Source organism: Paenibacillus abyssi, assembly GCF_014640295.1.
Classification (GTDB): Bacteria; Bacillota; Bacilli; order Paenibacillales; family Paenibacillaceae; genus Paenibacillus_D; species Paenibacillus_D abyssi.
Window position 1 is genome coordinate 43,669 of the sequence record NZ_BMGR01000004.1, and the last position, 25,510, is coordinate 69,178.

At 49.1% G+C, this 25,510-nt stretch carries 23 protein-coding genes; 3 read left to right on the forward strand and 20 right to left on the reverse strand.

Annotated features, from left to right (window positions below):
* Window positions 1-16 precede the first annotated feature (16 nt).
* The 10 genes from ytaF to IEW11_RS06970 all read right to left on the reverse strand — a co-directional run bounded on the left by ytaF (window position 17) and on the right by IEW11_RS06970 (window position 9,929).
* Window positions 17-718, reverse strand: coding sequence for a sporulation membrane protein YtaF (gene ytaF / locus IEW11_RS06925; protein WP_373289310.1), 702 nt, complete (start codon window positions 716-718; stop codon window positions 17-19).
* Window positions 719-826: 108 nt separating this feature from the next.
* Complete coding sequence (gene mutM, locus IEW11_RS06930; RefSeq protein ID WP_188530332.1) at window positions 827-1,687, reverse strand: DNA-formamidopyrimidine glycosylase; 861 nt, start codon at window positions 1,685-1,687, stop codon at window positions 827-829.
* 38 nt (window positions 1,688-1,725) lie between these two features.
* Window positions 1,726-4,380: a DNA polymerase I gene (polA, locus tag IEW11_RS06935; protein ID WP_188530334.1), complete on the reverse strand. Its 2,655-nt coding sequence runs from the start codon at window positions 4,378-4,380 to the stop codon at window positions 1,726-1,728.
* A 114-nt stretch (window positions 4,381-4,494) separates the two neighbouring features.
* Entirely contained in the window at window positions 4,495-4,671 is a 177-nt protein-coding gene (locus IEW11_RS06940; protein ID WP_188530336.1) for a hypothetical protein, read from the reverse strand.
* Window positions 4,672-4,863: 192 nt separating this feature from the next.
* Window positions 4,864-5,523, reverse strand: coding sequence for a phosphate signaling complex protein PhoU (gene phoU, locus IEW11_RS06945; RefSeq protein WP_188530337.1), 660 nt, complete (start codon window positions 5,521-5,523; stop codon window positions 4,864-4,866).
* Between the two features lie 72 nt (window positions 5,524-5,595).
* The gene (pstB, locus tag IEW11_RS06950) at window positions 5,596-6,351 is read right to left on the reverse strand and encodes a phosphate ABC transporter ATP-binding protein PstB (protein WP_188530339.1); all 756 of its coding nucleotides are present in this window, start codon (window positions 6,349-6,351) and stop codon (window positions 5,596-5,598) included.
* A 17-nt stretch (window positions 6,352-6,368) separates the two neighbouring features.
* Entirely contained in the window at window positions 6,369-7,127 is a 759-nt protein-coding gene (pstB, locus tag IEW11_RS06955) for a phosphate ABC transporter ATP-binding protein PstB (RefSeq protein WP_188530341.1), read from the reverse strand.
* Between the two features lie 15 nt (window positions 7,128-7,142).
* Window positions 7,143-8,030 carry a phosphate ABC transporter permease PstA gene (pstA, locus tag IEW11_RS06960; RefSeq protein WP_188530623.1) on the reverse strand — a complete coding sequence of 296 codons (888 nt, stop codon included), beginning with the start codon at window positions 8,028-8,030 and terminating at the stop codon, window positions 7,143-7,145.
* Window positions 8,030-8,929, reverse strand: a complete 900-nt coding sequence (gene pstC / locus IEW11_RS06965; protein ID WP_188530343.1) for a phosphate ABC transporter permease subunit PstC — start codon at window positions 8,927-8,929, stop codon at window positions 8,030-8,032. The genes pstA and pstC overlap by 1 nt, the downstream gene beginning before the upstream one ends.
* Window positions 8,930-9,005: 76 nt before the next feature.
* Window positions 9,006-9,929 (reverse strand): phosphate ABC transporter substrate-binding protein, encoded by a 924-nt coding sequence (locus IEW11_RS06970; RefSeq protein ID WP_188530344.1) that lies wholly within the window; start codon window positions 9,927-9,929, stop codon window positions 9,006-9,008.
* Window positions 9,930-10,110: 181 nt separating this feature from the next.
* Here IEW11_RS06970 and IEW11_RS06975 point away from each other — a divergent pair, with 181 nt between their 5' ends.
* Complete coding sequence (locus tag IEW11_RS06975) at window positions 10,111-10,980, forward strand: LysR family transcriptional regulator (RefSeq protein ID WP_188530345.1); 870 nt, start codon at window positions 10,111-10,113, stop codon at window positions 10,978-10,980.
* An 89-nt stretch (window positions 10,981-11,069) separates the two neighbouring features.
* Here IEW11_RS06975 and IEW11_RS06980 read toward each other — a convergent pair whose 3' ends face one another.
* The 6 genes from IEW11_RS06980 to arfA all read right to left on the reverse strand — a co-directional run bounded on the left by IEW11_RS06980 (window position 11,070) and on the right by arfA (window position 16,765).
* Complete coding sequence (locus tag IEW11_RS06980) at window positions 11,070-12,230, reverse strand: methyl-accepting chemotaxis protein (RefSeq protein ID WP_188530346.1); 1,161 nt, start codon at window positions 12,228-12,230, stop codon at window positions 11,070-11,072.
* A 209-nt stretch (window positions 12,231-12,439) separates the two neighbouring features.
* Entirely contained in the window at window positions 12,440-12,964 is a 525-nt protein-coding gene (locus IEW11_RS06985) for a DUF420 domain-containing protein (protein WP_229724997.1), read from the reverse strand.
* Window positions 12,965-13,108: 144 nt separating this feature from the next.
* Window positions 13,109-13,276, reverse strand: coding sequence for a hypothetical protein (locus IEW11_RS06990; RefSeq protein WP_188530348.1), 168 nt, complete (start codon window positions 13,274-13,276; stop codon window positions 13,109-13,111).
* A gap of 141 nt (window positions 13,277-13,417) precedes the next feature.
* Window positions 13,418-13,687, reverse strand: coding sequence for a DUF6171 family protein (locus IEW11_RS06995; RefSeq protein ID WP_188530349.1), 270 nt, complete (start codon window positions 13,685-13,687; stop codon window positions 13,418-13,420).
* A gap of 14 nt (window positions 13,688-13,701) precedes the next feature.
* Complete coding sequence (locus IEW11_RS07000; RefSeq protein WP_188530350.1) at window positions 13,702-15,186, reverse strand: alpha-N-arabinofuranosidase; 1,485 nt, start codon at window positions 15,184-15,186, stop codon at window positions 13,702-13,704.
* A gap of 73 nt (window positions 15,187-15,259) precedes the next feature.
* Window positions 15,260-16,765, reverse strand: a complete 1,506-nt coding sequence (gene arfA, locus IEW11_RS07005; protein WP_188530351.1) for an arabinosylfuranosidase ArfA — start codon at window positions 16,763-16,765, stop codon at window positions 15,260-15,262.
* A gap of 172 nt (window positions 16,766-16,937) precedes the next feature.
* On the opposite strand from arfA, the gene IEW11_RS07010 reads away from it, so the two are divergent.
* A complete protein-coding gene (locus tag IEW11_RS07010; protein WP_188530352.1) occupies window positions 16,938-17,843 on the forward strand; it encodes an ArsR/SmtB family transcription factor in 906 nt (301 codons plus the stop codon).
* Between the two features lie 82 nt (window positions 17,844-17,925).
* Here IEW11_RS07010 and IEW11_RS07015 read toward each other — a convergent pair whose 3' ends face one another.
* Window positions 17,926-19,236 (reverse strand): polysaccharide deacetylase family protein, encoded by a 1,311-nt coding sequence (locus IEW11_RS07015; RefSeq protein ID WP_188530353.1) that lies wholly within the window; start codon window positions 19,234-19,236, stop codon window positions 17,926-17,928.
* A gap of 186 nt (window positions 19,237-19,422) precedes the next feature.
* On the reverse strand, window positions 19,423-21,363 hold the full coding sequence (locus IEW11_RS07020; protein WP_188530354.1) for a TOMM precursor leader peptide-binding protein: 1,941 nt from the start codon (window positions 21,361-21,363) through the stop codon (window positions 19,423-19,425).
* Window positions 21,364-21,537: 174 nt separating this feature from the next.
* Here IEW11_RS07020 and IEW11_RS24795 point away from each other — a divergent pair, with 174 nt between their 5' ends.
* Window positions 21,538-21,648, forward strand: coding sequence for a YjcZ family sporulation protein (locus IEW11_RS24795; RefSeq protein ID WP_229724998.1), 111 nt, complete (start codon window positions 21,538-21,540; stop codon window positions 21,646-21,648).
* Window positions 21,649-21,698: 50 nt separating this feature from the next.
* On the opposite strand, the gene IEW11_RS07025 is transcribed toward IEW11_RS24795, so the two are convergent.
* Window positions 21,699-23,030 carry a hypothetical protein gene (locus IEW11_RS07025; RefSeq protein WP_229724999.1) on the reverse strand — a complete coding sequence of 444 codons (1,332 nt, stop codon included), beginning with the start codon at window positions 23,028-23,030 and terminating at the stop codon, window positions 21,699-21,701.
* A 14-nt stretch (window positions 23,031-23,044) separates the two neighbouring features.
* The gene (locus tag IEW11_RS07030) at window positions 23,045-25,459 is read right to left on the reverse strand and encodes a beta-galactosidase (protein WP_188530355.1); all 2,415 of its coding nucleotides are present in this window, start codon (window positions 25,457-25,459) and stop codon (window positions 23,045-23,047) included.
* Window positions 25,460-25,510: the final 51 nt, after the last annotated feature.

Sequence of the window (25,510 nt, forward strand, 5' to 3'; positions counted from 1 at the left end):
TAAAGCTAATTCGTCGTTATAACAGCTTGATAATCCCCATCGCGATCAGGATCAGTCCAGGCAGCAGAGACAGAGTCCTCGCCCTGTGCGAAGAGGAGAATTGAAATCCCACCCGCATCCCAAGAAGAAGAAAGGTCCCGCTGGAAACGGCAATCAGCAGCGCAGTCAGCAGCGGCGAAAAACCGAGCAGTGCGGCGCCCAGGCCAGCACCGAACGCGTCCAGTGACAGTGCGCAGCCCAGCAATATTGCCTCCGAAGCAGAGATCGTACCCGATCGGTCAACGTCTGCCGCTTGCGGCGTCCTTAAGATCTGAATAACCAATCCGAGCCTCTTTAACTCCAAGCTAAGCAGCGTTGCGCTGTTAACCGGCAGCTCAACCGGTTCGCTGCTGTCAGAACCGCTTGCCCTTTTCCCGGCCGATGCTTCACGACTCTTATCCGACACATGCCCTCGCAAAAACTGGGCGATCGCAAAGCCGCCGATACCGATCAGGATCGCTGCTCCCGCGATCCGGGCAACAGCAGGCGATAGATAACCCGCAAGCAATTGACCGAACAGCATCGATACGAAAATCACAATTCCCGAGCAGCATGCAATAATCATAACCGAAGCGACAGGAATGCGAATGTGCCGCAAACCATAAGTTACTCCGACTCCAAAGCCATCCAAGCTGACAGCAAAAGCCAACAGGAATAAAGAAACGAGATGCATAAGCACCGAAGTACCTCCCCTAAGCAGCACCTTCTCGATAGGCGCCCATGTCTGTAAACATCATATGCGGGGAGTTCGGCTCCGTGCATTGCCCTCCATACTTCGAATCTTTCCTTACCTTGCTATGGCTTTGTTTCTGCGTACCCGCGGCAGTGGTTGGCATGCCATGCATACGTGCGTGCCCCTGCCGCCTACGACGCTTTTCTCAATGCTGCCGCCGCAGCGGTTGCACGGTTGGTTCTGGCGTCCGTAAACGGAAAATTGATGCTGGAACATGCCCATTTCACCTTGGCCGTTCACGTATGATTTGATGGAAGATCCACCCGCTTCAACTGCTTTGCCAAGCGTGATGCGAATCGCCTCATACAGCAGTTCCCATTCCTTGGTCTTCAGGGAATCTGCGGTTCGTTCCGGGTGAATACCGGCCAGAAACAGCGCTTCATCCACATAGATATTTCCAAGTCCCACCACATACTCCTGATTTAGCAAAAGCGGCTTTAAGCGCGTTGTCTTCTTTGCCAATAATTTGCGCAGAACGGCCGCTGTGAATTCATCGGATAACGGTTCAATGCCCAGTTTGTTAAGCGGAGGCTTCAGCAGCTCGTCCCCCGGTTCAAACAAATGCATCGTTCCAAATTGCCTAACATCCTTATACCGAAGCTCCGTCCCGTCATCAAAATGAAAAATGACATGCGTGTGCTTCTCAACAGGCTCTTCCTGTTTATATACGCCATAACGGCCTTCCATTCGCAGATGAGACACCATCACCAGCCCGTCCATCAGGACGCGAAGAAATTTGCCGCGTCTTTCAACAGTTTGGATCGTTCTTCCTTCCAGCGCTGCGGCAAACAACTCCGGTTCTTCGGGGCGTTGAATAATCCGCGGCAAATGAACAGTTACGCTCTGAATCCTCTTGCCGGCGACAAGCTCGTTCAATGTTCGGCGTACAGTTTCTACTTCCGGCAATTCCGGCATATTTAATCACCTCATCATCCATTATACCTGATTAGAGGCTACTTCGTCTCATACCAATTGACGCCGTAATTGACATCGGCTTTTAATGGAACGTCCAGCTCGATCGCGCTTTCCATAACGTCCGGAACAAGCTTTTTCATCGTCTCCAGCTCCTCCTCAGGCACCTCGAATACCAATTCGTCATGCACCTGAAGCAGCATCCGGCTTTGCAAACCGCGTTCGCGCAGCTGCTCGTCCATTTTGACCATTGCCAGCTTGATAATATCCGCAGCAGTGCCTTGGATCGGCGTATTCATTGCCGTCCGTTCCGCGAAGGAGCGCAGATTGAAATTGGATGCTTTGATTTCCGGCAGATAACGCCTGCGTTCCAATAAAGTAGTCACATACCCGTCTTCGCGTGCCTGCAGGACAATGTCATCCATATATTTGCGCACGCCCTGGAATGCGGCAAAGTACTGCTCAATAAACTGTCCCGCTTCCTTACGCGTAATATTCAAATTTTGCGACAAACCAAAATCGCTGATTCCATATACAATGCCGAAGTTGACCGCCTTGGCTTGGCGACGCATGTTTGAATCCACTTGATCGGCAGCAACGCCAAATACATCCATTGCCGTTTTTGTATGGATATCCAGATCGTGGATGAACGCATCCTTCAAGCCTTCATCGCCTGAGATATGCGCCAGCACCCTCAGCTCGATCTGCGAGTAGTCCGCCGCAAGAATATACCAGCCCTCATTCGAAGGAACAAATGCTTTCCGGATCTTTCTTCCTTCCTCAAGGCGGATCGGAATATTCTGGAGGTTCGGAAACTGGCTGCTCAACCGGCCTGTAGCGGCAATGGTCTGCCGGTAATACGTATGCACTTTCCCGGTTTCCTTACGAATCTCCTTAAGCAGTCCTTCGACATAAGTCGATTGCAGCTTGGTCAGCTGGCGGTAATGAAGGATCGAAGGGATGATCTCATGATACGGCTCCAGCTTATCCAGCACGTCGGCATCGGTGGAGTAACCGGTTTTTGTCTTTTTGATAACCGGCAAGCCCAGCTTATCGAACAAGACCTCTCCCAGCTGCTTCGGAGAACTAATATTGAATTCCATCCCCGCGTGTTTATAAACCTCATTCATGGAGGCTGTAATTTTGCTCTCAATTTCTTGGCCTAGCTGCTTCAATGTATCGGATTGCACGGTAATCCCCTGCTTCTCCATGCCTGCGAGGATTGTTGATAACGGAAGCTCCAATTCATAGAAAAGCTTATGCATGCCGCTCTTCTCAAGCTCCTCCTGCTGCAGCGGAACCAACTTGCGGATGGCATCCGCTTTGCGGGCCAAATGGCGATGCAGAATCTCGCTGTCCGGCACCTTAAACTTTGCGCCTTTGCCATAGACCTCTTCATCGGCCTGTACAGCGCCGATTCCGTAACGATGGGTTAAGCCGCTTAGCGTTTGACTGGTGTCCGTAGGATCCAGCAAATAGGCCGCCAAATGGACATCAAAGGCCGTCCCGCTAAGCTCGATCCCTCTCCAGGAAAGTGCCAGCGCTGCCTTGTGCATATCGTACCCGTATTTTTCCTTCGTATCGTCCTGCAGCCATTCCAGAATGCGAACCGCCTCACTGCTTGATATAAGCTCTGCAGGCACGACGTATATCGTCTCTTCGGATGCGAAGGCAATGCCTAACAATTCAGCGTGATGCGGATTTTCACCAACGGCTTCGACGTAAATACTCTTCACTTGATCCAGCTTAGCTTCCAGATCACCGAGCTTGTCTTTGTCCACCGAAACCACTTGCAGCTCTGCGGCCTCACTTGCTCCCTCTTGGGCCGGGCCTCCGGACGGAAGATCAAGCCGTTCCATAAGCGACTTGAACTCCAGCTTGCGAAACGCTTCGGACAGCTGCCCTTTATCGTATCCTTCATACACGATCTCTTCGATGCCCTGCTCAAGCGGAACTTCTCTATATATGGTTGCCAGCTTCTTACTCATGATAGCATCTTCCTGGTGCTGCTCAACCTTCTCCTTCATCTTTCCTTTTAAGCTGTCGATGTTGGCCAGCACATCTTCAACGCTTCCGAATTCATGCAGCATCTTCAGCGCGGTTTTCTCACCTACACCTGGAATGCCCGGAATATTATCTGATGAATCGCCCATCAGGCCCTTCAGATCGATGATTTGCGCAGGCGACAGCCCGTATTTTTCTCCTATTGCCTCAGGCGTATAAAGTTCCACCTCACTGACACCTTTACGCGTCAATGCAATCGTCACTTTATCCGATGCCAGCTGCAGCATATCCTTATCCCCGCTCACCACGAGCGCTTCCACGCCGGCTTCGTCCGCCATCCGTGTCAAGGTGCCTATAATATCATCCGCTTCAAAACCCGACAGTTCAAACTGTGCAATGCCGAATGCCTGCAGCAGCTCCTTGATCAGCGGAAATTGCTCCGACAGCTCTGGCGGCGTCTTCTGCCTTCCGCCTTTGTAATCACCGTAGCCTTCATGTCGGAAGGTGACCTTTCCCGCGTCGAAAGCGACCAGCATATGTGTCGGCTTTTCTTCTTCCAACAGCTTCAGAAGCATGGTCGTAAATCCATAAACTGCATTCGTATGTAATCCGGCCGAATTCGTCAGCGGCGGCATGGCATAAAAAGCCCGATTGGCGATACTGTTGCCGTCAATTAATATCCATTTGTCCATTACGACACCTCACCCTTTAACATGTCTACCGACTATCATAGCATAAACAAGCCCAACGGGGTAAATCGCTCCAGCGCAAAATAAAAGGCCATCTTCATCGATGGCCTCAACTGATTAAGTTGTTCGTTTTGTCCCTGCATGACCTGCAAACATATCCCTCAACCGCTGCTTGATGCGAAGAATCCTCGTGTGATGATGCTGAATGTCCTCAAGAAGCTCCTGCTTGGTCTGTTCCCTGGATTGCTCCCAAAGATCCATCGCTTGTCTTCTGTACTCCGATTCAAAGATCATCTTGATTCCTCCCGCCGTTTGACTTCATTTTGCAAACGCTTTCGGTTGCTTTTAGTATACAAAATATTCTGACATTTTGTCAAATCAGTCCTGCTCGATTCCTTTTGCCTTCATGACCAAACGATGTCACCAGCATCAATTTGTCTCCATGCCAAAAAAAAGGTGCCCGCTTCCGCGGACACCTTTCACCACCTATTGATTTAAGTCAGGACGCTTACCCGTAACCAGATACACAACGTTCTCACCGATATTGGTCGCATGATCGGCAATCCGCTCAATGTACCGTCCGACGAAACAGAGAAACGACGCTTGGGAAATCGTCGTCGGCTTCTCCGCCATCAGATTGAATAGCTCGGATAGAATTTGACTGTACAGCGCATCGACTTGGTCATCATCCTTGCCTACCTTGTAGGCCAGATCCACATTTTCTTGGATAAACGATTGGATCGATTCATAAATCATCGTCTGTGTAATTTCAGCCATACGCGGCAGGTCGATAAGCGGCTTGATCAGCTTTTGGCCATCCAGGCGAACCACGGCTTTAGCGATATCAACGGAAAGGTCACCCATCCGCTCCAGATCGCTTGCGATTCTGAATGCCGAGAGGATGCGACGCAGGTCCTTCGCCACCGGCTGCTGCGTAGCGATCAGCTTGGAGCCGATTTCGGTAATTTTCTCTTCGATTGCATTGAGCTCGGCATCTTCTTTAATAATGATCTTTGCTTTGTCTACATCGCCATTTTGCAGCGCGTTCATCGATTCACTGAGTGCCTTTTCCACACGGCCGCCCATGTCCACAAGCAAATCATGCATACCTTGGAGTCCTTGATCGAATTCTTTACGTATCGTCATCTTAATAGTTCCTCCTATATATTAGCGATTCATAGCAGCTATACAATTGGCATTCGCAAATCTGGCGATCAATTATCCGAAGCGTCCGCTAATGTAATCTTCCGTACGACGATCGCTTGGATTCGAGAAGAGTGTCTCCGTGTCCGTAGATTCGACTACTTCTCCGTTTAAGAAAAATACTGTCTGATTCGATACCCGTGCGGCTTGGTGCATGTTGTGCGTAACCATGACAATGGTGTATTGGCTTTTCAGTTCCTGGACCAGCTCTTCGATCTTCAGTGTAGAGATCGGGTCCAGCGCCGATGTCGACTCGTCCATCAGCAGCACGTCCGGATTAACCGCAAGCGCGCGGGCAATGCATAGTCGCTGCTGCTGGCCGCCGGACATACTGAGCGCGGAACGCTTCAGGTAGTCTTTTACTTCATCCCATAATGCCGCGGAACGTAAGCTCGACTCTACGATTTCATCCAGCTTTTTTTTATTGGTCATGCCATGCAGTCTTGGGCCGTAAGCCACATTGTCATAGATCGATTTGGGAAACGGATTCGGCTGTTGGAACACCATCCCGACATTTTTGCGGAGCGACTCTACCTCCACCTCGGATGAATAAATATCTTTACCCGAAATTTTAATGGAGCCTTCAATCCGCGTGCCGGGAATCATGTCGTTCATTCGGTTTAATGTACGCAAAAGCGTAGATTTCCCGCAGCCGGACGGCCCGATAAAAGCGGTAATTGCTTTCTCGGGGATAGTTAAAGATACGTTCTTTAACGCTTGAAAAGCACCATAATATAAGTTTAATTTGTCAATCTCGATAAGCGCCTGCATCAGTCTTGCTCCTTCCCTTAACCGAAGCGTCCGGAAATATAATCGCTGGTTTGCTTTTTCTGAGGATCGGTAAACATCTTGTCAGTGCTGTCGTATTCCACCAGATCGCCCATCAGGAAGAATGCCGTTTTTTCCGAAATCCGCGCAGCTTGCTGCATGTTATGCGTCACGATAATAATACAGTACTCCTGTTTGAGTTCTGTAATCAACTCCTCAATCTTAGCTGTGGAGACCGGATCAAGTGCAGAAGCCGGCTCATCCATAAGAATGATGCTTGGTTTAACCGCGATCGAACGGGCGATGCATAGACGCTGCTGCTGGCCGCCTGATAATGCGAGTGCCGAGGTATGCAGCCGATCCTTCGTTTCATTCCACAGCGCCGCTTTTTTCAATGATTCTTCCACAATTTCATCAAGCTTTTTCTTGTTTTTGATGCCATGATAACGAGGCCCGAAGGCGATATTCTCATAGATCGATTTGTGGAACGGATTAGGCCGCTGCCATACCATGCCGATTTTTTGGCGTAAGGATACAACATCGGTCTTCGGGCTATTTATATTTTCGTCACCGATCCATATTTCTCCTGTTACTTTTGCCCCTGGAATCGTATCATTCATTCGGTTCAAGCTTCGTAAAAAAGTAGATTTCCCGCAGCCGGAAGGTCCGATCAAAGCCGTCACCTGCTTGGATGCGAAATCTAGCGATACATTTTTAACAGCCGGTTTATCATTGTAAGACACGTATAAGTTTTTGGCAGATAATCCGATTTCGTGCATGCGATGAACCCCTTCCTATTTGCTTGCGGTAAACTTGCGGTGGATTAAGCGTCCGAGCCATCTAGCCACAAGATTGAATAGTAATACCGTAATGATCAGAACCGCTGATGCGCCGGCAGCGATCTCAGCTGCATCAGGAGCCAGACCCTCCGAGTTGATTTTCCAGATATGAACCGCCAACGTTTCCGCAGGACGGAAAGGATTAAGCGGCGAGAACGGGCTGAGCGGATTCCAATCGGAAAAGTCCAATCTTGGCGAGCTCATTCCCGCTGTGAACAGCAGCGCAGCCGCTTCGCCGAATACACGTCCCGAAGCAAGGATCGTACCGGTAAGAATGACCGGAATCGCGATTGGCATCATAATCGATGTGATCGTCTTCCATTTGGACAGGCCAAGCGCCAGGCCCGCTTCTTTTTGTTCTCTTGGCACGCTTTTCAATCCCTGCTCCGTAATCCTCACCATCAGAGGCAGGTTGAATACCGTTAAAGCCAATGCACCGGCAAATAGAGAGAATCCAAGACCGAACATATTTACAAGAACCAATAGACCGAACAGGCCCACGACGATAGACGGGAAGGAAGACAATACCTCCACCAGCAAGCGGATAAAATCCGTCACGCGGCCCGGCTTCGCATATTCACTCATATAAATACCCGCACCCAAGCCTAGCGGCACGGTAATAATCATCGTCAGGAACAGCAGGAACAACGAGTTAAACAGCTGCGGACCGATCCCGCCGCCCTCGCTGATCGTTTCCGGTGGAGAAGTAAGGAAATCCACGCTAACATGTCCGAGGCCCCGCACAAGAATATAACCGAGTAAGCCGGCCAGCAGAATAACAATGAATGCCGCAACCGAAATGATGACAGCTGTTGCAATTTTGTCTACCGTTTTCGCTTTCATCATATCTTCGATCTCCTCTCCAGCCAGCGCACGATAAATACGAACACAAACGTCATCGTCATTAATATAAGTGCAAGCGACCAAAGCGCATTGTTATGCGTTGATCCCATAACCGTGTTACCCATACTAAGCGTTATGGCGCTGGTAAGCGTAGACGTTGACTCAAAGAGAGAACCGGGAATATGAGGAGCGTTACCGATTACCATCTGGACCGCGAGCGCTTCGCCGAACGCCCGGGCAATGCCGAGCACGACACCAGTCATCAATGCAGGAAGCATCGTTGGAAGAACGATGCGATATATGGTTTGCCAACGGGTGGAGCCAAGCGCATAAGACCCTTCTTTAAGGCCTGACGGCAGCGAGGCGAGCGCATCCGTTGCGATTGTCGTAATTGTAGGAAGAATCATTACAGATAGAACAAGTGCCCCTGCAGCAATACCGATGCCTTGGCCAGGGAATATATCCCGAAATAACGGAACAATGACACTCAAACCTACGAAGCCGTAGACTACCGATGGAATGCCGGCTAGCAATTCAATGACCGGCTGCAAATATTTACGCCCGAACTTCGGCGCAATCTCAATCATGAAGACTGCTGCACAGAATGCAAGCGGCGCTGCAATGACGGCAGCTAGAATGGATGTGCTGAAGGAACCGAAAATAAATGGAAGCGCGCCGAAAAGCGGCGGATCGCCGCCGGGATTCCATTTTATGCCCGTTAATAAATCAATGACGTTTACTTTGTCTTTAAAAAAGGTGGTTAAACCTTTTGACGCGACAAAATAGACCATTGAAAAAATGGTCACGACTAAGAAAAGGATACAAAGCGCCGTATATACTTTCCCTACCCATTCTTCCACTAAATGTGGCTTTGATTCATGCTGCTTCGACTGAGCCATAGACCTCTCCCTTTTTTAACAGCCAGAAGAGGCAGATGAATCCTGCCTCTTTTTGGCCCATGATAAGAACCGTATATTATTTTGTAATGTTACCTTCAACATCACGTTTTACTTGCATTTTGCCGGCCGGGATATAACCCATTTCAACAACCACACTGTCTTGAACTTCAGGGCTCATCATGAAATCCAGGAAAGCTTTAGTTACTTCGTTTGGCTCGCCTTTTGTGTACATGTGCTCGTAAGCCCATACCGGATACGTACCGTTTGCCACATTTTCTTCTGTAGCTGCAACACCTTCGTATTGAACAGCTTTAACCGAATCATTCAGGTAAGAAAGTGCAAGGTAACCGATTGCTCCCGGCGTTTCGCCAACGAGCTTTCTAACTGTACCGGAGGAATCCTCTTGAATGGAGCCTTGAAGATCTTCCGCTTTCATGCCGAGTGCATATTTCTCAAAAGTTGCACGTGTACCCGAGCTTGCCGGACGGTTGATGATTTGAATGGCTTGATCGTTGCCGCCTATTTCACTCCAGTTTTTAACTTTACCGGAGAAAATGTCAACGAGCTGTTGTTTTGTTAAGCTATCTACTGCTACATCCGGATTTACAACCGTTGACATGGCAACGACTGCGACTTGATGATCAACAAGACCTTCAGCTTGTGCCGCATCCAGCTTCTCTTCCGCGAATACGTCGGAGTTGCCGATGTCGACTTGGCCTGCTGTGATTTGCGCTAAGCCTGTACCGCTGCCGCCGCCTTGTACTTGAATTGTAACGCCAGGATTTTGATCCATGAATTTTTTGGATGCTTGGTCAACAAGCGGTTGAAGTGCGGAAGAACCTGACGCAAGAATGGATCCGGTCAGCTCGCTTGCACCACCTGCTGCCTGTCCACCGTTATTTGCAGCTGCACCATTCGTGCCTCCATTGTTGCTTTGACCACATGCTGCAAGTGTAAATGTAAGTACCAATGCCATCACCAACAATACTGCCTTTTTCATTCTTTTGTTTCCCCTTCCTAATCCACTTGTTTTTTGTTTACATGAACATTGTAGAACCTTGTCGTTAAACTGATGTTTTCCGTATGTAAACTCCATAATAAAAAATAATAGATAAATTCTATACAAAAGGTGATATTATAGATAAATAATATAATTCAGCAAATCAGGAGAGATGTCTGTAATGAGCGTATTAAAAATGCGATTACTTGTCCTAATCGATCGATTGAAACAAGTGACAGCCGTCGCAAATGCCTTGAACCTGAAGCAGCCCTCCGTCAGCTTTCATATGAAGAAGATGGAAGCCGATTGGGGAGTGAAGCTGTTTGAAGCGCGAACCGGGCGAATTATGTTGACAGGCGCAGGTAAAATGCTGCTGCCTTATGCCTCTCAGATTGTAGCGCTGCATGAAGAGGCGGAATCGAGAATAGCCGAAATGCGCGGAAGCGGGAGGAATCGGTTTGTTATCGGATTTACTGATTGTGCCGCTGCCACCTTAGCGCGTTCTGACTGGATGACAAAAATCGGAGCGATTAAGGATATCGGCTTAACGATGCGGACCGGCAGTGAAGACGAGCTTTACAACAGCTTACAGTCCGGTGTGCTCGATCTTGTGCTGTGCGGGAAACCTCCAGTACATGCATCTTCGGTTACCCTGCTGTATGAACCTGTCCTTTCCTCTCCCCTGAAGCTTGTTGTGCCCACCGGCCATACCTTTGCGGATAACGATGAGATCAGTCCAAACGACCTGTATGCATACCCCTTTATTGCTCATTCCGATCCATCAATTAATGAACGGACAAGATTGTGGGAAACCGGGCTTGAGCAGCCGCTGGATATCCGGGTGACGCTGGAATCTGTCGAAATGGTTATCGGAGCTGTCCATGCGCAGATGGGGCTCTCCATTCTGCCCGATTGTGTGCTCTCGGATCCCGCCAGAAGAGTTAGCGGCATCCATCTGCCCGGCAATCTGCCGGAATGGACCCTTTATGCAAGCTGGAGGAAAGATTATTGGAATCCTTCCCTGTTACAGCAAATTCTAACGTTATTCTAACCTTCCTTCCGTCTTGTCATTCTCTACATCTACAAAAAACAAAAAAATGCCCGCTTCGTCGCGGACATGGGTTACTCGCTACTTCCAGTTCACTGCATTTCAGTTAATAAGCGATTGATCTCTTTGGTCACCCGCTCGGAGTGCTGATAAGCGCGATCCGTCATGGACACAATTTCCTTGCTGCTGCTCTGATTATCGGCGGCAGCGTGGAACAGCTGTTCGAACAGCAGTGACGCCTCACTCACAAAGGCCTCGCTCGATAAGCTCTCCTCGCGGCCTGAGCCGACAAGTGCCGCGGTTTTGGCTACCGCTTCATGAATGGAGCGAATCAGCTTATTAATCTCCTCAGCGGATTGCTTCGTTTGTGCGGCCAACTGCCTCACCTCATCGGCAACAACGGCAAAGCCGCGTCCGTGCTGGCCCGCATGCGCCGCTTCGATGGCCGCGTTGACAGCTAGCAGATTGCATTGATCGGCCAGCTCGCGAATCAGCTCCGAGACAGTGCCGATCGCATCTGCTCTCCCCTGCAGCTCGTGAATCTGACTTTCTTGCTGGGTTGCATTATCGGAGATCCGCCTGAATGCCTGCGTCACCTTGTCCAATTCATTCTTGCCCCGCAATGTCAGATCAACCATATCCTGCGATAACGCCTCTCCATGCTCCGTCGATTGCCTGACCTTGGAGATTGCGGCATCAATCTCGCCCAGCATGGCTTCCGTTCCCTTAATCGTCTCAACCTGCGAAGCAACCGCCTGATGTTGCAGCATGCTGGAGATCTTCAGCAGATCCGCAACGGTTAGAATCCCTTCATAGCTCCCTTGGTCGATAATGACTACACAATCATAAAGCGTATGTTCATTCCTGCTTAACGCCTGGCCGATCAATTGCTGTACAGAAATGCGAATATCAATTTGAAGCGGCTGCCTGTCCATAAGCTTTGCAATCGAACGTTCATTATACAACGCCGCACCGAATCTTTTTCCCAAGCTCCGAAAAAATTTATCGCGCATAACCAGTCCAAGCGGGCGCAGCTTCTCATCGCATACGACAACACATTCTCCATCTTGCTTTTGTTCAAACAGAGTAATGATCTCCCCGCACTTCTGGGATGGCAATACGGATGGTGATCTTCTAAGAAATTTATGTATGAGTGAATCATCATGTTGTGAAGGCTTCCCCGGTGGGGCTGCGTCGCTCCGCTGCTTGCTTCCCTCATTGCTCGGAATCATATCATTCATCAACATCGCCATATTCCCTCTCCTGTCCACCTTTTTGCTGTTACTATACCTCACTAATATCATCTGTAACGTTAGACAATGTAAAGAGCATGTTAAATTAGAGCTTTCCATGTACTATCGTTCAAACAAAATGTACTGGTGTGATCCAACCTGCGCCCAACGCAAAAAAAGGACAAGAGCTTCTAATGAAGCGGCTTGTCCCATTTTCATCGATAATCGATTTAATAGTAAGGTGAGATCAACAGGTACACAATTACGCCGGTACTGCTGACATACAGCCAGATCGGCATCGTCCAGCGGGCGATCCTGCGGTGTTTCTCGATCTGCATGTTAAGCGCCTTTGTAACCGAAAGCAAAGCAAGCGGCACGTTTACAATCGCCAGCATCACATGGGTGATCAGGATAAAATAATACGTATATCTTAACGCATCGCCTCCGCCAAACTTCGTCGGTTCGGTAAGGTAGTGATAAATGACATAGGAAACGAGGAAAAACGCAGTCGATACAAAAGCCAAGAAAATAAAATTGCGATGCATCGGGATGTTCTTTTTCTTAACGGCAACCAGTGCAATTACCAGGAAAGAGAAAGTGAACAGATTGAAGATCGCATTCAGCAGCGGAAAAATGGTCACATCAAATTGCAGCGTGCCATCATATTCCGGAAGAAAAAACAAAAGGGTGATAACCCCGATAAGAACGACGGAAAACGCGGCGATCAATGGTGTAAAGTTACGTGGTTTACTCAATTCCTTTCCCCCCAATATGTTCAGGCTATAGCTCATATTAACATTGTCTATATTAGAATAGACAATCCCTCCAACATAAACAACATCCAACACTGCTTGAATGTAACAAAATTATGAATCTTGAACCTATTGGGGGCTGTAACTTTATTCCTTTGACTGCCGCCACCTGATAACGGAACTGACAACACTCATGCATAAGCCGATTACAACAAGCGGTATACCAAGTGTCACCATCTCTTGCCAATACAATACGATTCCGGCCAAAATGAATATTGTTGAAGAAATCGATAACATAAACGGGTTCATTTTCATAACGGTCCACCTCCAATACTTCGTTATACGGATGCAGCCGGCAAAACGTTGCATTTTAACTTTAAAGATAACGTCAAGGGGCTAAAAGAAATAGGCTGCCTCGAAGTCGAAACTTCAAGACAGCCCAGTATATTTTCCCGGTCAATACGTCCAGCGGTTATCGCCTGGCTTCGGGCAGCTCCGTTCTTTAAGCTTGGCTGTTATTCGGACGATACACCCGCATAGAGAGCATGTCGTGCCTTCCAATAGATTAGGACAGTCCATACAGGCCTCCAGCCGCTTCTCATAAACCGGCTCCGGAACGCATCGTTCAGGCGACTGAAACATAGGCGAAAGCAGCATCCGGGAGATTTGCTCCTCCATCACGCGGTAGCTGTCATCACAGCCCTTGCAGGATCGGTTATCTTTCATCTCGCTACCATCCTTTAGGTCAGTTCAAGCACCGTGACGGACATAGGGGACAAATTCGCCGTAAGCGTCGAGCCTTCCAAGGAAAATGCCTTGAATTCGGAAGGTTTCACGGCATCAGGACGATCGAAGGTGTTATGAGCCTCCATCCTATCTGAAGTCAACTCCGTACCGCTGATACGCACACTGCGTCCATTGAGTCCGCGAAGATCAATGTGGACCTCAGCTCCCGATTTATGGTCCAAATTGCATAGGCTGATATGCATCCGGCCTTCCGCATCCTTGGAAGCGGACACCGATACCTTCGGAAGATTGCGACCACCTGATGTGTAATCCTCGCTTACGCAATTTGTGCTGAGCATTGAAGCATCCTGATGAACCTTGTACATATCAAATACATGATACGTTGGCGTAAGAACCATTTTCTCGCCTTCAGTCAGGATAACCGATTGCAGCACGTTTACAATCTGGGCTATGTTCGCCATTTCCACGCGGTCGCAGTGGTTATGGAAAATATGCAGGGAAAGGCCGGCTACCAAGGCATCACGAACCGTATTTTGCTGATACAGGAAACCCGGATTCGTACCCGGCTCCACATCATACCAGGTTCCCCACTCGTCTACGATCAGGCCTACGCGCTTCTGCGGATCGTATTGGTCCATGATGGCAGAGTGCTTCGTAATTAATTCATCCATATAAAGTGCCTTTTCCAACGTCACGAACCATTCTTCTTCGGAGAAGCCGGTCGCAGCCCCCTTGTTCTGCCACTTGCCGGGAACCGTGTAATAATGCAGGCTGATCGCATCCATCTTGCTGTGAGCTTCCCGCATCAATACCTCCATCCAACGATAGTCGTCGGAGTTAGGGCCGCAAGCGATCTTATACACTTTATTGTCGCCATAATTGCGTACATAGGTTTGGAACTGGCGATACAAGTCCGCATAATACTCCGGCCGCATATTGCCTCCGCACCCCCAGTTTTCATTGCCGACCCCAAAATATTTAAGGCTCCACGGCTTCTCGCGTCCGTTCTTCTGGCGCCACTCTGCCATCGGCGAGACGCCGTCGAAGGTCATATACTCCACCCACTCCGACATTTCCTGAACAGTCCCGCTTCCGACATTGCCGGAAATATAAGGCTCGCAGCCGAGCATCTCGCATAACATCAAAAATTCATGCGTACCGAAATGGTTGTTCTCTACTACTCCGCCCCAATGCGTGTTGATCATCCGTTTCCGATCTTCCTGCGGGCCTACGCCGTCCTTCCAATGATACTCATCGGCAAAACAGCCGCCTGGCCATCTTAGAACAGGAATTTTGAGCTTTTTCAATGCCGCTATGACATCATTTCGAATGCCGTTCGTATTCGGGATGGGGGAATCCTCGCCGACCCAGATGCCTTCATAGATACAGCGTCCCAGATGCTCGGAGAAATGCCCATATATGTTTCGGTTAATAGTGCCCTCAATAATATCCGTATTAATCGTTATGCTGGTAGCCATGCCGTTATCCCCGCTTTCATGATTAGAATAATGAATGCCTTTATCCTTCAATCTTGATCAGGTTCCAATGCTCCTATACTTTCAACCGGATGACATTCCATGATGCTTTCACCAGAGAAGCTTGAACCTTAAAGCCATCGACCTGTGCATTGCCGTTCGGATGCGGTTTCACATTATCCGGCTGCTGCTCGGTATTGACTGCCTTCAGGTCGTCATGCTCAAGCACGATATGTTCGATCAGGCTGCAAGCGCCGAAGCTCCGCAGATCAACCTCAAGCGGCAGCGATGAATCAAGATGGCGGTTCACCGCAAACACGGTTACCTCGTCCTGTTCTTCGTTATGAATGGCGATCGCCTCAAGATAAGGAACATCCGTAATCTGTTTCGTATCGTATTTCGGCGATTGAATAAGCGGAACAAGCGATTTTCCGCGGCCATAGACCGAAGCATGCATGAACGGATAGAAGATCGTCTGCCGCCATGACCCGCCTCCATTGGAGGTCATGATCGGTGCGATAACATTGACCAACTGGGCAAGACAAGCCATTTTGACGCGGTCGGCATGCTTCAACAGGCTGATCAACATGCAGCCGACAAGCAGGGCATCCTCATGATTATAGATGTCTTCAAGCTGCGGCGGCGCAATTTGCCACGGCTCCATCTTGCGGTCTGCTGCATGGGAATGGTACCAGACGTTCCATTCGTCAAAGGAGAGGCTCAGCTTTTTCTTGCTTCTTTTCTTGGCTTTCATATAGTCGCAGGTCGCGATCAAGGTGCGGATGAAATCATCCATTTCGAGCGAACGGGCCAGAAATGTCGGCGTGTCGTCGTCCGCATTGCCGTAATATTGATGCATCGACAGATACTCGACATGCTCGTAGGTATGATCCAGTACCGTCGCTTCCCAGTCCGGGAACGTCGCCATTTGACGGCTTGAGCTGCCGCACGCCACCAGCTCAATCGAAGGATCCACCCATTTCATGACCTTGGCCGCTTCCAACGCTGTCCGTCCATATTCCACCGCATTTTTGTGGCCTATCTGCCATGGACCGTCCATTTCATTGCCCAGGCACCAGGTTTTTATGTTATGCGGCTGCTCGTATCCGTGTTTACGGCGCAGGTCGCTCCAGTATGTACCGCTTGCATGGTTGCTGTATTCGACCAGGTTGCGCGCCGCGTCAATGCCGCGTGTCCCCAAGTTAACGGCCATCATCACCTCGGTATTCGCTTTCTTCGCCCAGTCGACGAATTCGTTGAAACCGAATTCATTTGTTTCGATGGTCCGCCATGCCAGCTCCAGCCGCCTTTTACGCTCTTCCTTCGGCCCGACCGAATCCTCCCAATTGTAACCGGATACAAAATTTCCGCCCGGATAACGTACGATCGGAACCTGCAGCTCATTGACCAGCTCTATTACATCACGCCGGAAACCGTTCTCATCCGCGTCCGAATGACCGGGTTCGTAGATGCCTCCATAAACGGCGCGTCCCAAATGCTCGATAAACGATCCGTATAATCTTTCGTCGATTTCACCGATTGTAAAATCTTTGTCAACAATCATTTTTGCTTTTTCAGCCATTTGAAAATTTCCTCCTTGAATTAATGTTATCATTAACTGTATAATAAAATTATTCAATCTAAACTCATGATATAAGGGAATTCTGAATTATGCAACACTATTTTTATTAATCCTTCCCGATAATGGTTTATAAATATATTAATTCATAATTACAGTATGGAGGTCTTTGAACATGATTAAGGCAACAACCGATACCGTATGGCTCCCTTTATTCGAGGCATTGGCCAGCGAAGTCCGATTAAACATCATTCAGCTGCTTGCCAAGCAGCCGATGAATAACAAGGATCTGGCGGCTGAGTTACAAATCAGCGGCGCGATCGTATCGATGCATGTGCGAAAGCTGCAGCAGGCAGGTCTGGTCGAATCCAAAATGGTGCGATTAAACGGCGGTACGCATAAGCTCAATTCGCTGGCTGCGGACGCGATTGAAATCATGCTGCCGCATACCAAACATCTGCCCCGAACGTTTTTCGAGGTATCGGTGCCGATCGGCCATTATACCCAGTTCGATATTCACCCTACATGCGGCCTGGCAACAACCTCCAGTGTCATTGGCCATTATGACGATCCGCGGTATTTTCTGGATCCGGAGCGGATGCATGCCAACATCCTTTGGTTCGGCAAAGGGTACGTGGAGTACAAATTTCCAAATTACCTGCTCACTTCCCAGCAAATCAAGGAAATCGAAATTTCTATGGAAATTAGCTCTGAAGCGCCCGGCGTGAACAGCAACTGGCCTTCCGACATCCGCTTCTACTTGAACGGCACCGATCTTGGCTGCTGGACAAGCCCTGGCGATTCAGGCAATGGCCGGGGCATGTATACGCCGGATTGGTGGCGCGATGACGTCAATCAATACGGATTTTTGAAAGTAATCCGCATCAACGAAAGCGGTACTTACATTGACGGGCAAAAAATGTCCGACAACGGCTTGAATGAGCTCTCGATCGAACGGAACCAATGGACGCTTCGGCTTGCCGTCGAAGACGATGCCGCGCATATCGGCGGCCTGACGTTATATGGAATGGGATTCGGCAATTACAATCAAGACATCGTATTCCGTACCTATTATGAATAAAAAGCTCTGCAGGCGTGCTTCTCTCGTTAAAGAAGCAACCGCCCGCAGAGCTTTATGCCGGGTAAGCTTGGCAAGCACGCATTTACACGAAATACGGTGCAGCAAGCTTGGAGATTTTCTTGCACTTATAATTTTTTGCTTTCATTTCCTTTAGCACAATACTTACTGCTTCCACGGTTTGGGTACGGTCCCCGCCGGAATCATGCATTAATACAATTTCGCCGGGAGCCAGTTTTGACATGACGGCTTTCACGATCTTATCTGTGCCCGGCTTTTTATAATCATTTGTTTCAATGGAGCGCATGATCGTTAAATACCCCATTTTCCTGGAAGCCTCAAGCACGTTGTCATTATAAGAAAGGTACGGAGGGCGAAATATTGCCGGTTTTTTGCCGGTTATTTTTTTGATGATTCGATCCGTTTTAGCCAGTTCTTCTTTAATCTCTTCTGCTGATAATTTAGCTAAATCGGGATGATTATACGTATGATTGCCGATATCATGTCCCTCCGCGACGATCCGCTTGCCCAGCTCGGGGTGCTTTTTCAATTTCTTTCCAATGACAAAAAAAGTCGCTTTTGTATCATGCTTTTTCAACAGGTTCAAAATCTGTGCTGTATGCTCGGGATCGGGTCCGTCGTCAAAGGTCAAAGCAATCCTATTTTTATGGATCGTTACTTTTTCTATAAATTTTGGTTTCGACACCTTTTGGATGTACGGCTTAAAATCGCTTGTTTTGCAAATCAGCTTGGATCTGCCCAGCAGGCTGTCATCCCTGACTCTCCAAGTGTGATGCCCCGGCGTTTTTCTTCTGATGCATGCATAGTTATATTTGTCTGTCGTATACACTTTATAGCCTTTTTGAACGGATGCCTTTATAAATTGGTAATCTTCGCTAACGTTCAGCTCAGGGAACTTTACCTTTTGCTGAATCTTTTTCTTAAAAACCAGTGTAGCTCCCTTTATCCCCCCTGGAGTGAATACAAATTTATTTTCTTCGCCGTGCAGGTGGACAGCAAGTTTTTTGTCTTTTTCAAAATAGACGAAGACAGATCTTTTGCATACGATATCCGCTTTCTGCTTTTCAATCTCTCTGATTTGCCGTTTAAGATATTTTGATGCATAGTAATCGTCGTCATCGAATTTCGCAATGAGGTCATACTTGGACTTGCGCACACCATAATTCAGGCATCCCCCAAGACTTGTCGATTCCGGCAGGCGATATATCGATACCCCTTGGGAACCCTTCGCTCTTTGCTCCCACTTTTTTTGATCCATATCATCCCGGTTTAAAATGACAATGAGCTCCTTTTCTTTTACGTCCTGTCTCTCATAATTTTTGAATACATTCTCAATAAAGTGCTGTCTCATCGTACAACATATGATAGAGATCAAATTAACCACCTCCGATAGGAAGAAACTCCGATTATGTGCTCATATTTATCTATGAGAAATCTTGTTGATTTGCGTGTGTGGTAACACAATTAAGAGTAAATAAGGCATAAATCACAAATTCAGCAGGCAATCGAAATTGCCTGCTGAATTTAATTCTGGTTCTCTAGTAACCTTGGCGCTCACGGCTTACGGAAACGGATGCGGATACGGATTGAGCTGCTCAAACGTCAACGGCTGCTTTGCATACCCAAGCCTCATAGGAACGTTCAACACTCTGTCCAGCCCTGACAAACGGATAAGGTGATGCCCGAATGTCATCGGCAGCATGCCTGGAATAAGCACCTTCACGCAATACAGGCCGTTTCGCTGAATCTCCGGCGTTGTCTGGTCGACTACAATGACATCGAGATTTAAACGCCTGAATTGCTGTAAAAGATCTTTTAGATCGTCGGTTAAATCCGTATGTTGCGGCCTTTGCTTGAACGCCTCTTCAAACGTAAGGAGGGGGCGATGATCATCCAGCAAAAATTGCAGCCGTCCCTCCGCCTGGCGCACGCTATATAATAAGGCATGATCCTCCATCCGCCTTACCAGCGATGAATCATGGACCATCTGCACATACGCCTCATGGCTGCCCTCAAGCCTCTCCTCCAGCATTCTCATCATGCCGGAGAGCTCAAATATTGCGCTCTTCGCAGCCCGTACCGGATCCACATGAGCTCCTGCCGCGCATATGATATTCGCTCCCTTATGACCCCTATTTTTTGCAATCGCCAACACGCTCGGAATCCCGTTTTCCATCGTCGTATTGAATAGAAGCACATCAAACCCCGCCGCCTCCAAACGGCCTATCATCAGCAGCAATTCCTTATCGTCCGAGGAATGTGGATCCAGGCGGGGGACAGGCAGTTTCGCGTACCAGGTCATCAGAAAGGAATCACGCTCCACCACTTCCAAAATCCCGTAAAATACAGCCTCCTCCAAGCTGCCTCCCAATGCGCAGCCGTTGGAGGTCTCATGGACATAGCTGCCCCCAAAACCCAGGCTGTAATAAGCGAGCTGTTCCGGGAGCAGAATCGAACGCTCCTGTTGCATCGAGTATCCCCATACCCAATCGATCAGGCGGGAAGCATCAAACGGTTCAAATGGGAAGTCCGGCTGCTCATACTGTTCTTTCGAATACACCCCGACTGTAACGGGGTCAAGTGCCCGTTCCGATAAGTTGCGGTATGCATCTCGTATGACAGTCCGTTTGCCGCGCGGCGACATGCCGCAGTGGCGCTCCAATCCCTCCAGCATGGCAGTCAGTTCGCTTTCCGCGTAAGAATGAGTCCGGCCTGCCGTAACCTCATTGTCCAGGGAGGACGGCAAATTCACGCAGACAACGGCAAAGGGCGATACAAGATCATCCATTTTATCATTGAACAGCCCCGTCCGGGTGTCCAGATAGTCTCTGGCCATAACTGCTTTTAGTTCGTTCAACGGTATACTGCGGTATATCCCCTCACTGGGCTTGGGGTTCGGCTTCAGTGAAATCCGGGTGATAGCAGAGGAATCATCAGGCAGCCGACTGCATATCGAACACAGCGGATCCGGCAGAAATCCGTGAAGTGAAGTCTCCAACGTATCCAGGTTAACCAGATAGACCCTTCCTTCCGTCAGCGCTTGCTTCCCCTGCATCGCCTTCATGGCTTCCGCGGCAATCAAGCCGCCCACCTGTAAAAACCCCATACGCGAGACCTGGACGGCATGCAGAATTTCACCATCCATCAGCAGCTTCATTTGAAGCTCAAGCATCTCCTCCCGATCACGTCCGGCCATTAATCGCCTCGTGTCCGCACACTGGGAGCAGCCCGGCTTGCCCGGACGCACGAGTGGACCGACCACCCCTTCGTTAAATGAAATAAATCCGCTAAGCCACGGAATCCCCGTCCGCTGCAGCAGCTCTTCGGCCTTTTGATAATCGGAAGGCCGCCAATGATCGCTCAGCACTAACACAAATGATGTCTTATCCGGTACACCCGCATTGAAATCGGCCTGACGAATAACCTCGAACTGGCCTGACAGTGCCTCCCGTACAATCTCCGCGAGTTGTCCTTCCCCGACTACCGCCAAAATACCGCTCAACTGTGATTCCTCCTTGGTGAAAATAATGAACCTGTGTCCACCGTGGTCTCACAGGAAATCGCGATGGGTATTAATCCATTCTTCTGTTCGTTCGGCTCATATGGACTTTTGTACAGACATTATATTCCCGGCATGCATAGGTTGTGTTATCAAAGGTGAAAGGGGGCCCTACACATGGGATTCGCAGGTTCTTGCAGTTGCTTTGGCGGCATATTTACGAGCGTAGGTGTAATTCTTGTTCTCTTTATCCTGCTCGTCATCATTTCTCGTGCATTTGTGATCTAAACTCCTCCCCCGCAACCAAGAAGACCGCTCAAATTGAGCGGTCTTCTTTTTTATGCAATCGTCGGGTTCTGCTTGCCATTGTCTGACCCCAGAACCTGCAGCTGCTCCTGCTCGACGAGCCGCTCTGTAAAGAACAACATCCCCCGTTTAAACGCAGCCATCCCGTAAAGCATGGAGCTCCAATCAATCAGCGTGATCTTCGTTGGATACCAGCGCTCCGGCAGCTCCAGATGCCACCAGGAATAACGGTGCAAGCCGTATTGATAAGCCGCACGGAATTTCTGTTCATCCGCTCTGTCATCCGGATTGGTATAGCTGTCATATGGAATATGCAGTTGATACATCGCATACAGATCATAGATGCCTGCAGGGTAAACCGGCAGGAAACCTGCTACAATATAAGCGGAGGCAATATTGTGCGGTGAATTGCCGATCTTATCCGCATGGTATCCCCCGAACAGCCCGTCATTAGGGCCGGCCCCGTAACCCCACACATAGGATGGCACATCCTCAAGCTCCTTCCACTTCATACGGTCGGCCAAGCATGCATTGGCGAAATAATCGCGGTACGTCGGGCTGGCCGCATATTCCGGAACGAGATAGAACGGAAATTGATGCACAAAAGAAGACAGAAACGCCTTGTGATTGGTTGTCGTATCCGTCAGCACCGTAATATCCCGGTATTGTGCCTTCGGCAGCTCATTGATCCGCTCTTCTGCGAAATTATTGTACCACAGATCTTGAATATCCTTGTTTTCCGGCTGTCCGAGCAGTGCAAGATAAGAGACCAATACGTATTCATTGTATGCAGGCAATGGCGCAGTGCCCATGCCATTCTTGACAATCATATTAATTACGCCCTTGTCTTTATCCGCAACCACGACGCGCCAATCGATTGATTTCAGCAGATCATATGCCGTTACGGCTATGTCGGGCGCGCTTTCCTTAAAGTGCTGGCCGGCGAATAGCGCGCCGGCAACCAGCAATGACGTATCGATGGTGGAAATTTCCGAATGGAGATTTTCTCCCGTTTCCATATGGACAAAATGAGCGTAAAATCCGGTGAATGTATCACGCGCCGGATGGCAGCCCTCAATTTCGCCCAGCACCCCGCGCAGCGTAATTCGCACCTTCTCGGCCGCATTGTCGTCCCAACCTTCCAGATCGGCAACACAGAGACTGATGAGGCCTACCCCTGTAGCGGCAATCGAGCATCTATCCTCCGGATTATTTTCAAATGTCATATAGGCATCGCCGTACAAACCCGTTCGCGGATGTCGGGCCGCGTCGATTAAAGCATACGAATCCTGATATTGACGATCAAAGAAAGCTTTCACATTAGCCGGCAGTGCCTTGTAAACATCAGTATTTTGATTATTCATATGATATCCCCTTTTTATGATCCGAATCGAATGTCAAGATGGTCGTCCACCTTGGCGTGTTTTTTGGATGTAATTAATGTGATATTCCCTTTTTGTTCCAGGGTATACGCTTCGCCTGGCTCGATTGTTCTTTCCGTTTCAAGTGCGATGACATCTTCACTTTGCGTTAATCGGAACGTAAACGCCTCATCCGATACGTTCGTTATTTCCGCCGTTGAATAAACGATGGTCACGCCATGATAGGCAACATTCAAAGGCAGCATCACGCCGTCTTTGCTTGACAGTACGAATTTCCGTCCCTCAAATAGCTGTGTCCCATAATCGTAAAGCTGCATTTCCTTGTCAAATCCATCCAGATTAAGCAGATGAAGAAAGCGTTCACCGTCCTTGGTCGTCGTCGATGTCATGAATATGCCAAGGTCCGGGCAATCATGGTAAAGGCCCGCCTTCGCTCCCAATCTTTCGAGCGCGGTCCGGAATAACGGGATATCACACCGGTACGCCGCGGCAATAACAACCGCTTTTCCGGCGCCGACCATCGATTCGAATGCGCATACCTCATTCGTATCATAGACACGCAGAATCGGTTTCGTGTCTCCATGATCGAACACCTGAGCGGCATACGAGCGCACCTCCGGACGCGGCGCGGCCCAGCCCTCCGCATATAAAGAGAGGTAATAATGTCCGCTGTCTCTAAGCATGCCTCTCGGCTTGACGCCGAATGCGTCCGCCAGGATCCGGCATTCCTCTCCTTCCATATCATAGAGCGGTACTTCCCCGAATAAGAGAATGCTTCCTCCGGCTTTCATGTAGTCAACCAGCTTTTGTTGAATATGCGAATGCATATAACTTGCCGATGGAATCGTAATGACAGGTGTCCGCTTCGGATCAAGCGGCTTGTTCTGCACATCTACAGACCCGAACCGGTAACCGGCGAGCAGCATAGCACGCGCCATTATATCCCATGCCCCAGAATTACGGTTGGCTTCCAGGTTGGCAACAATCTCGCTCATCCTCTCACTTTGCGGATACTTGTATTCCGTCATGTAGTAATCGGGTATAAATGCGAAAGCTACCTTATCATGCTCCTCTTCCATCACAGCCAATTTGTCCGCTACAGCCATCACCGTCTTATTGACGCGAGCCATTCTCGGGTAGGTATAGTTAAGCTCGCCATCCGGTCCGACCGGCGCTGCAAACCCATGGCGCTCCCCTGTAAATGCGACACGGTCATTGCCGTCCCCAAGCTTCTGATCCATACGATAGTTATATCCGCCGCTGAACAGATAAAAATTAAGCAGCCGGTTGCCTTGGGCGATGCACATCCGTGTCTTGAAATCAACGGCCGAAGGATCATAACGCCCTCCATAGGTTTCACCGAAATTACCATCACCGCAGTTAAACTCCAACGACGTTAATGGCTGATCCGGAAGATGGACCGCATCCATAAACCCGTTAATCAGATAAAGATCCTGGAATGTTTCCATATTTAAGTCGCCAAAATAAATATCCGAGCCGGACAAGTAACCCGGTGCCTGGGTGTACGATTCATAAAGCTGGCTGATTCCGATCGGGTACGTTTTTCCTCTGCCATGCCCTGTGCCATGGATATTTACCAAAAATGGGATGTCCGTTACGCCGAACTCCTCTGCATACCTGCGGAGCTCAGCTACATAACCGGCAAAACGCCTGCGCATATAATAGCCTAAATCATGAAGAAGCTGGGCGGCATACTCTTCTTCTGGAGACTGAACGGCTTTCTTTAGCCCTTCCTTTCGCTTCAGGCTGAAGGGATACCTCCGCTCCAGCGCCCAGGCATCATATTCCAGCTCCAGCCAGGAGGCAAAATGGCCCAGAACAGTGTCTGTCAAATCCGGCGAATTGCTGACCCATGAGAGCATGCCGATTTCATTGTCGAGCTGCACCCCGATAATATTGCCGCCCTTGCCATAAAGACGAACAGCCAGAACAGGCATAACCGCGGCATACCATTTCCGTGCTTCCTGAAGAAATTCCGGCGCCATATAATCGATTGTTTTGGTCGGAATCGGCCGATCATCCCACGTTACCGGCACGATGTCCGGGTGCTTCGTATACACCCAATGCGGGAGGCCTTCGTTTTTCATCTCCGCCATGATAAACGGGCCCGGTCTAGCAATGAAATAAAGCCCATTCTCCTGACATAAATCGATAAACCCGCCAAGATCAAGCTCAGCACGCGTCTTTCCTTCCAGATCCACTTCACCCTCCACCGGCTCGTGGCATAACCAAGGAATATAAGAGGCGACGGCATTGAAGCCGGCTGCCTTCAGCTTATCGATGCGGTCCTGCCAATCCTTTCTCTCCAAGCGGTAGTAATGAATTTCACCGCACATAATCAATTGGGGCTTGCCGTCGATAACAATCTGTTTATTTTTGATTTCTATCAATTTCGTTACCTCCCTTTTCATGTATAGAGAAGTTGTGAAACGTTTCGATAT

Excerpts from the sequence above, each read along its gene's own strand:
- mutM (WP_188530332.1), bottom strand. The coding sequence starts at position 1,687 with ATGCCGGAATTGCCGGAAGTAGAAACTGTACGCCGAACATTGAACGAG.
- polA (WP_188530334.1), bottom strand. The coding sequence starts at position 4,380 with ATGGACAAATGGATATTAATTGACGGCAACAGTATCGCCAATCGGGCT.
- IEW11_RS06940 (WP_188530336.1), bottom strand. The coding sequence starts at position 4,671 with ATGATCTTTGAATCGGAGTACAGAAGACAAGCGATGGATCTTTGGGAG.
- phoU (WP_188530337.1), bottom strand. The coding sequence starts at position 5,523 with ATGACGATACGTAAAGAATTCGATCAAGGACTCCAAGGTATGCATGAT.
- pstB (WP_188530339.1), bottom strand. The coding sequence starts at position 6,351 with ATGCAGGCGCTTATCGAGATTGACAAATTAAACTTATATTATGGTGCT.
- pstB (WP_188530341.1), bottom strand. The coding sequence starts at position 7,127 with ATGCACGAAATCGGATTATCTGCCAAAAACTTATACGTGTCTTACAAT.
- pstA (WP_188530623.1), bottom strand. The coding sequence starts at position 8,030 with ATGAAAGCGAAAACGGTAGACAAAATTGCAACAGCTGTCATCATTTCG.
- pstC (WP_188530343.1), bottom strand. The coding sequence starts at position 8,929 with ATGGCTCAGTCGAAGCAGCATGAATCAAAGCCACATTTAGTGGAAGAA.
- IEW11_RS06970 (WP_188530344.1), bottom strand. The coding sequence starts at position 9,929 with ATGAAAAAGGCAGTATTGTTGGTGATGGCATTGGTACTTACATTTACA.
- IEW11_RS06975 (WP_188530345.1), top strand. The coding sequence starts at position 10,111 with ATGAGCGTATTAAAAATGCGATTACTTGTCCTAATCGATCGATTGAAA.
- IEW11_RS06980 (WP_188530346.1), bottom strand. The coding sequence starts at position 12,230 with ATGGCGATGTTGATGAATGATATGATTCCGAGCAATGAGGGAAGCAAG.
- IEW11_RS06990 (WP_188530348.1), bottom strand. The coding sequence starts at position 13,276 with ATGAAAATGAACCCGTTTATGTTATCGATTTCTTCAACAATATTCATT.
- IEW11_RS06995 (WP_188530349.1), bottom strand. The coding sequence starts at position 13,687 with ATGAAAGATAACCGATCCTGCAAGGGCTGTGATGACAGCTACCGCGTG.
- IEW11_RS07000 (WP_188530350.1), bottom strand. The coding sequence starts at position 15,186 with ATGGCTACCAGCATAACGATTAATACGGATATTATTGAGGGCACTATT.
- arfA (WP_188530351.1), bottom strand. The coding sequence starts at position 16,765 with ATGGCTGAAAAAGCAAAAATGATTGTTGACAAAGATTTTACAATCGGT.
- IEW11_RS07010 (WP_188530352.1), top strand. The coding sequence starts at position 16,938 with ATGATTAAGGCAACAACCGATACCGTATGGCTCCCTTTATTCGAGGCA.
- IEW11_RS24795 (WP_229724998.1), top strand. The coding sequence starts at position 21,538 with ATGGGATTCGCAGGTTCTTGCAGTTGCTTTGGCGGCATATTTACGAGC.
- IEW11_RS07025 (WP_229724999.1), bottom strand. The coding sequence starts at position 23,030 with ATGAATAATCAAAATACTGATGTTTACAAGGCACTGCCGGCTAATGTG.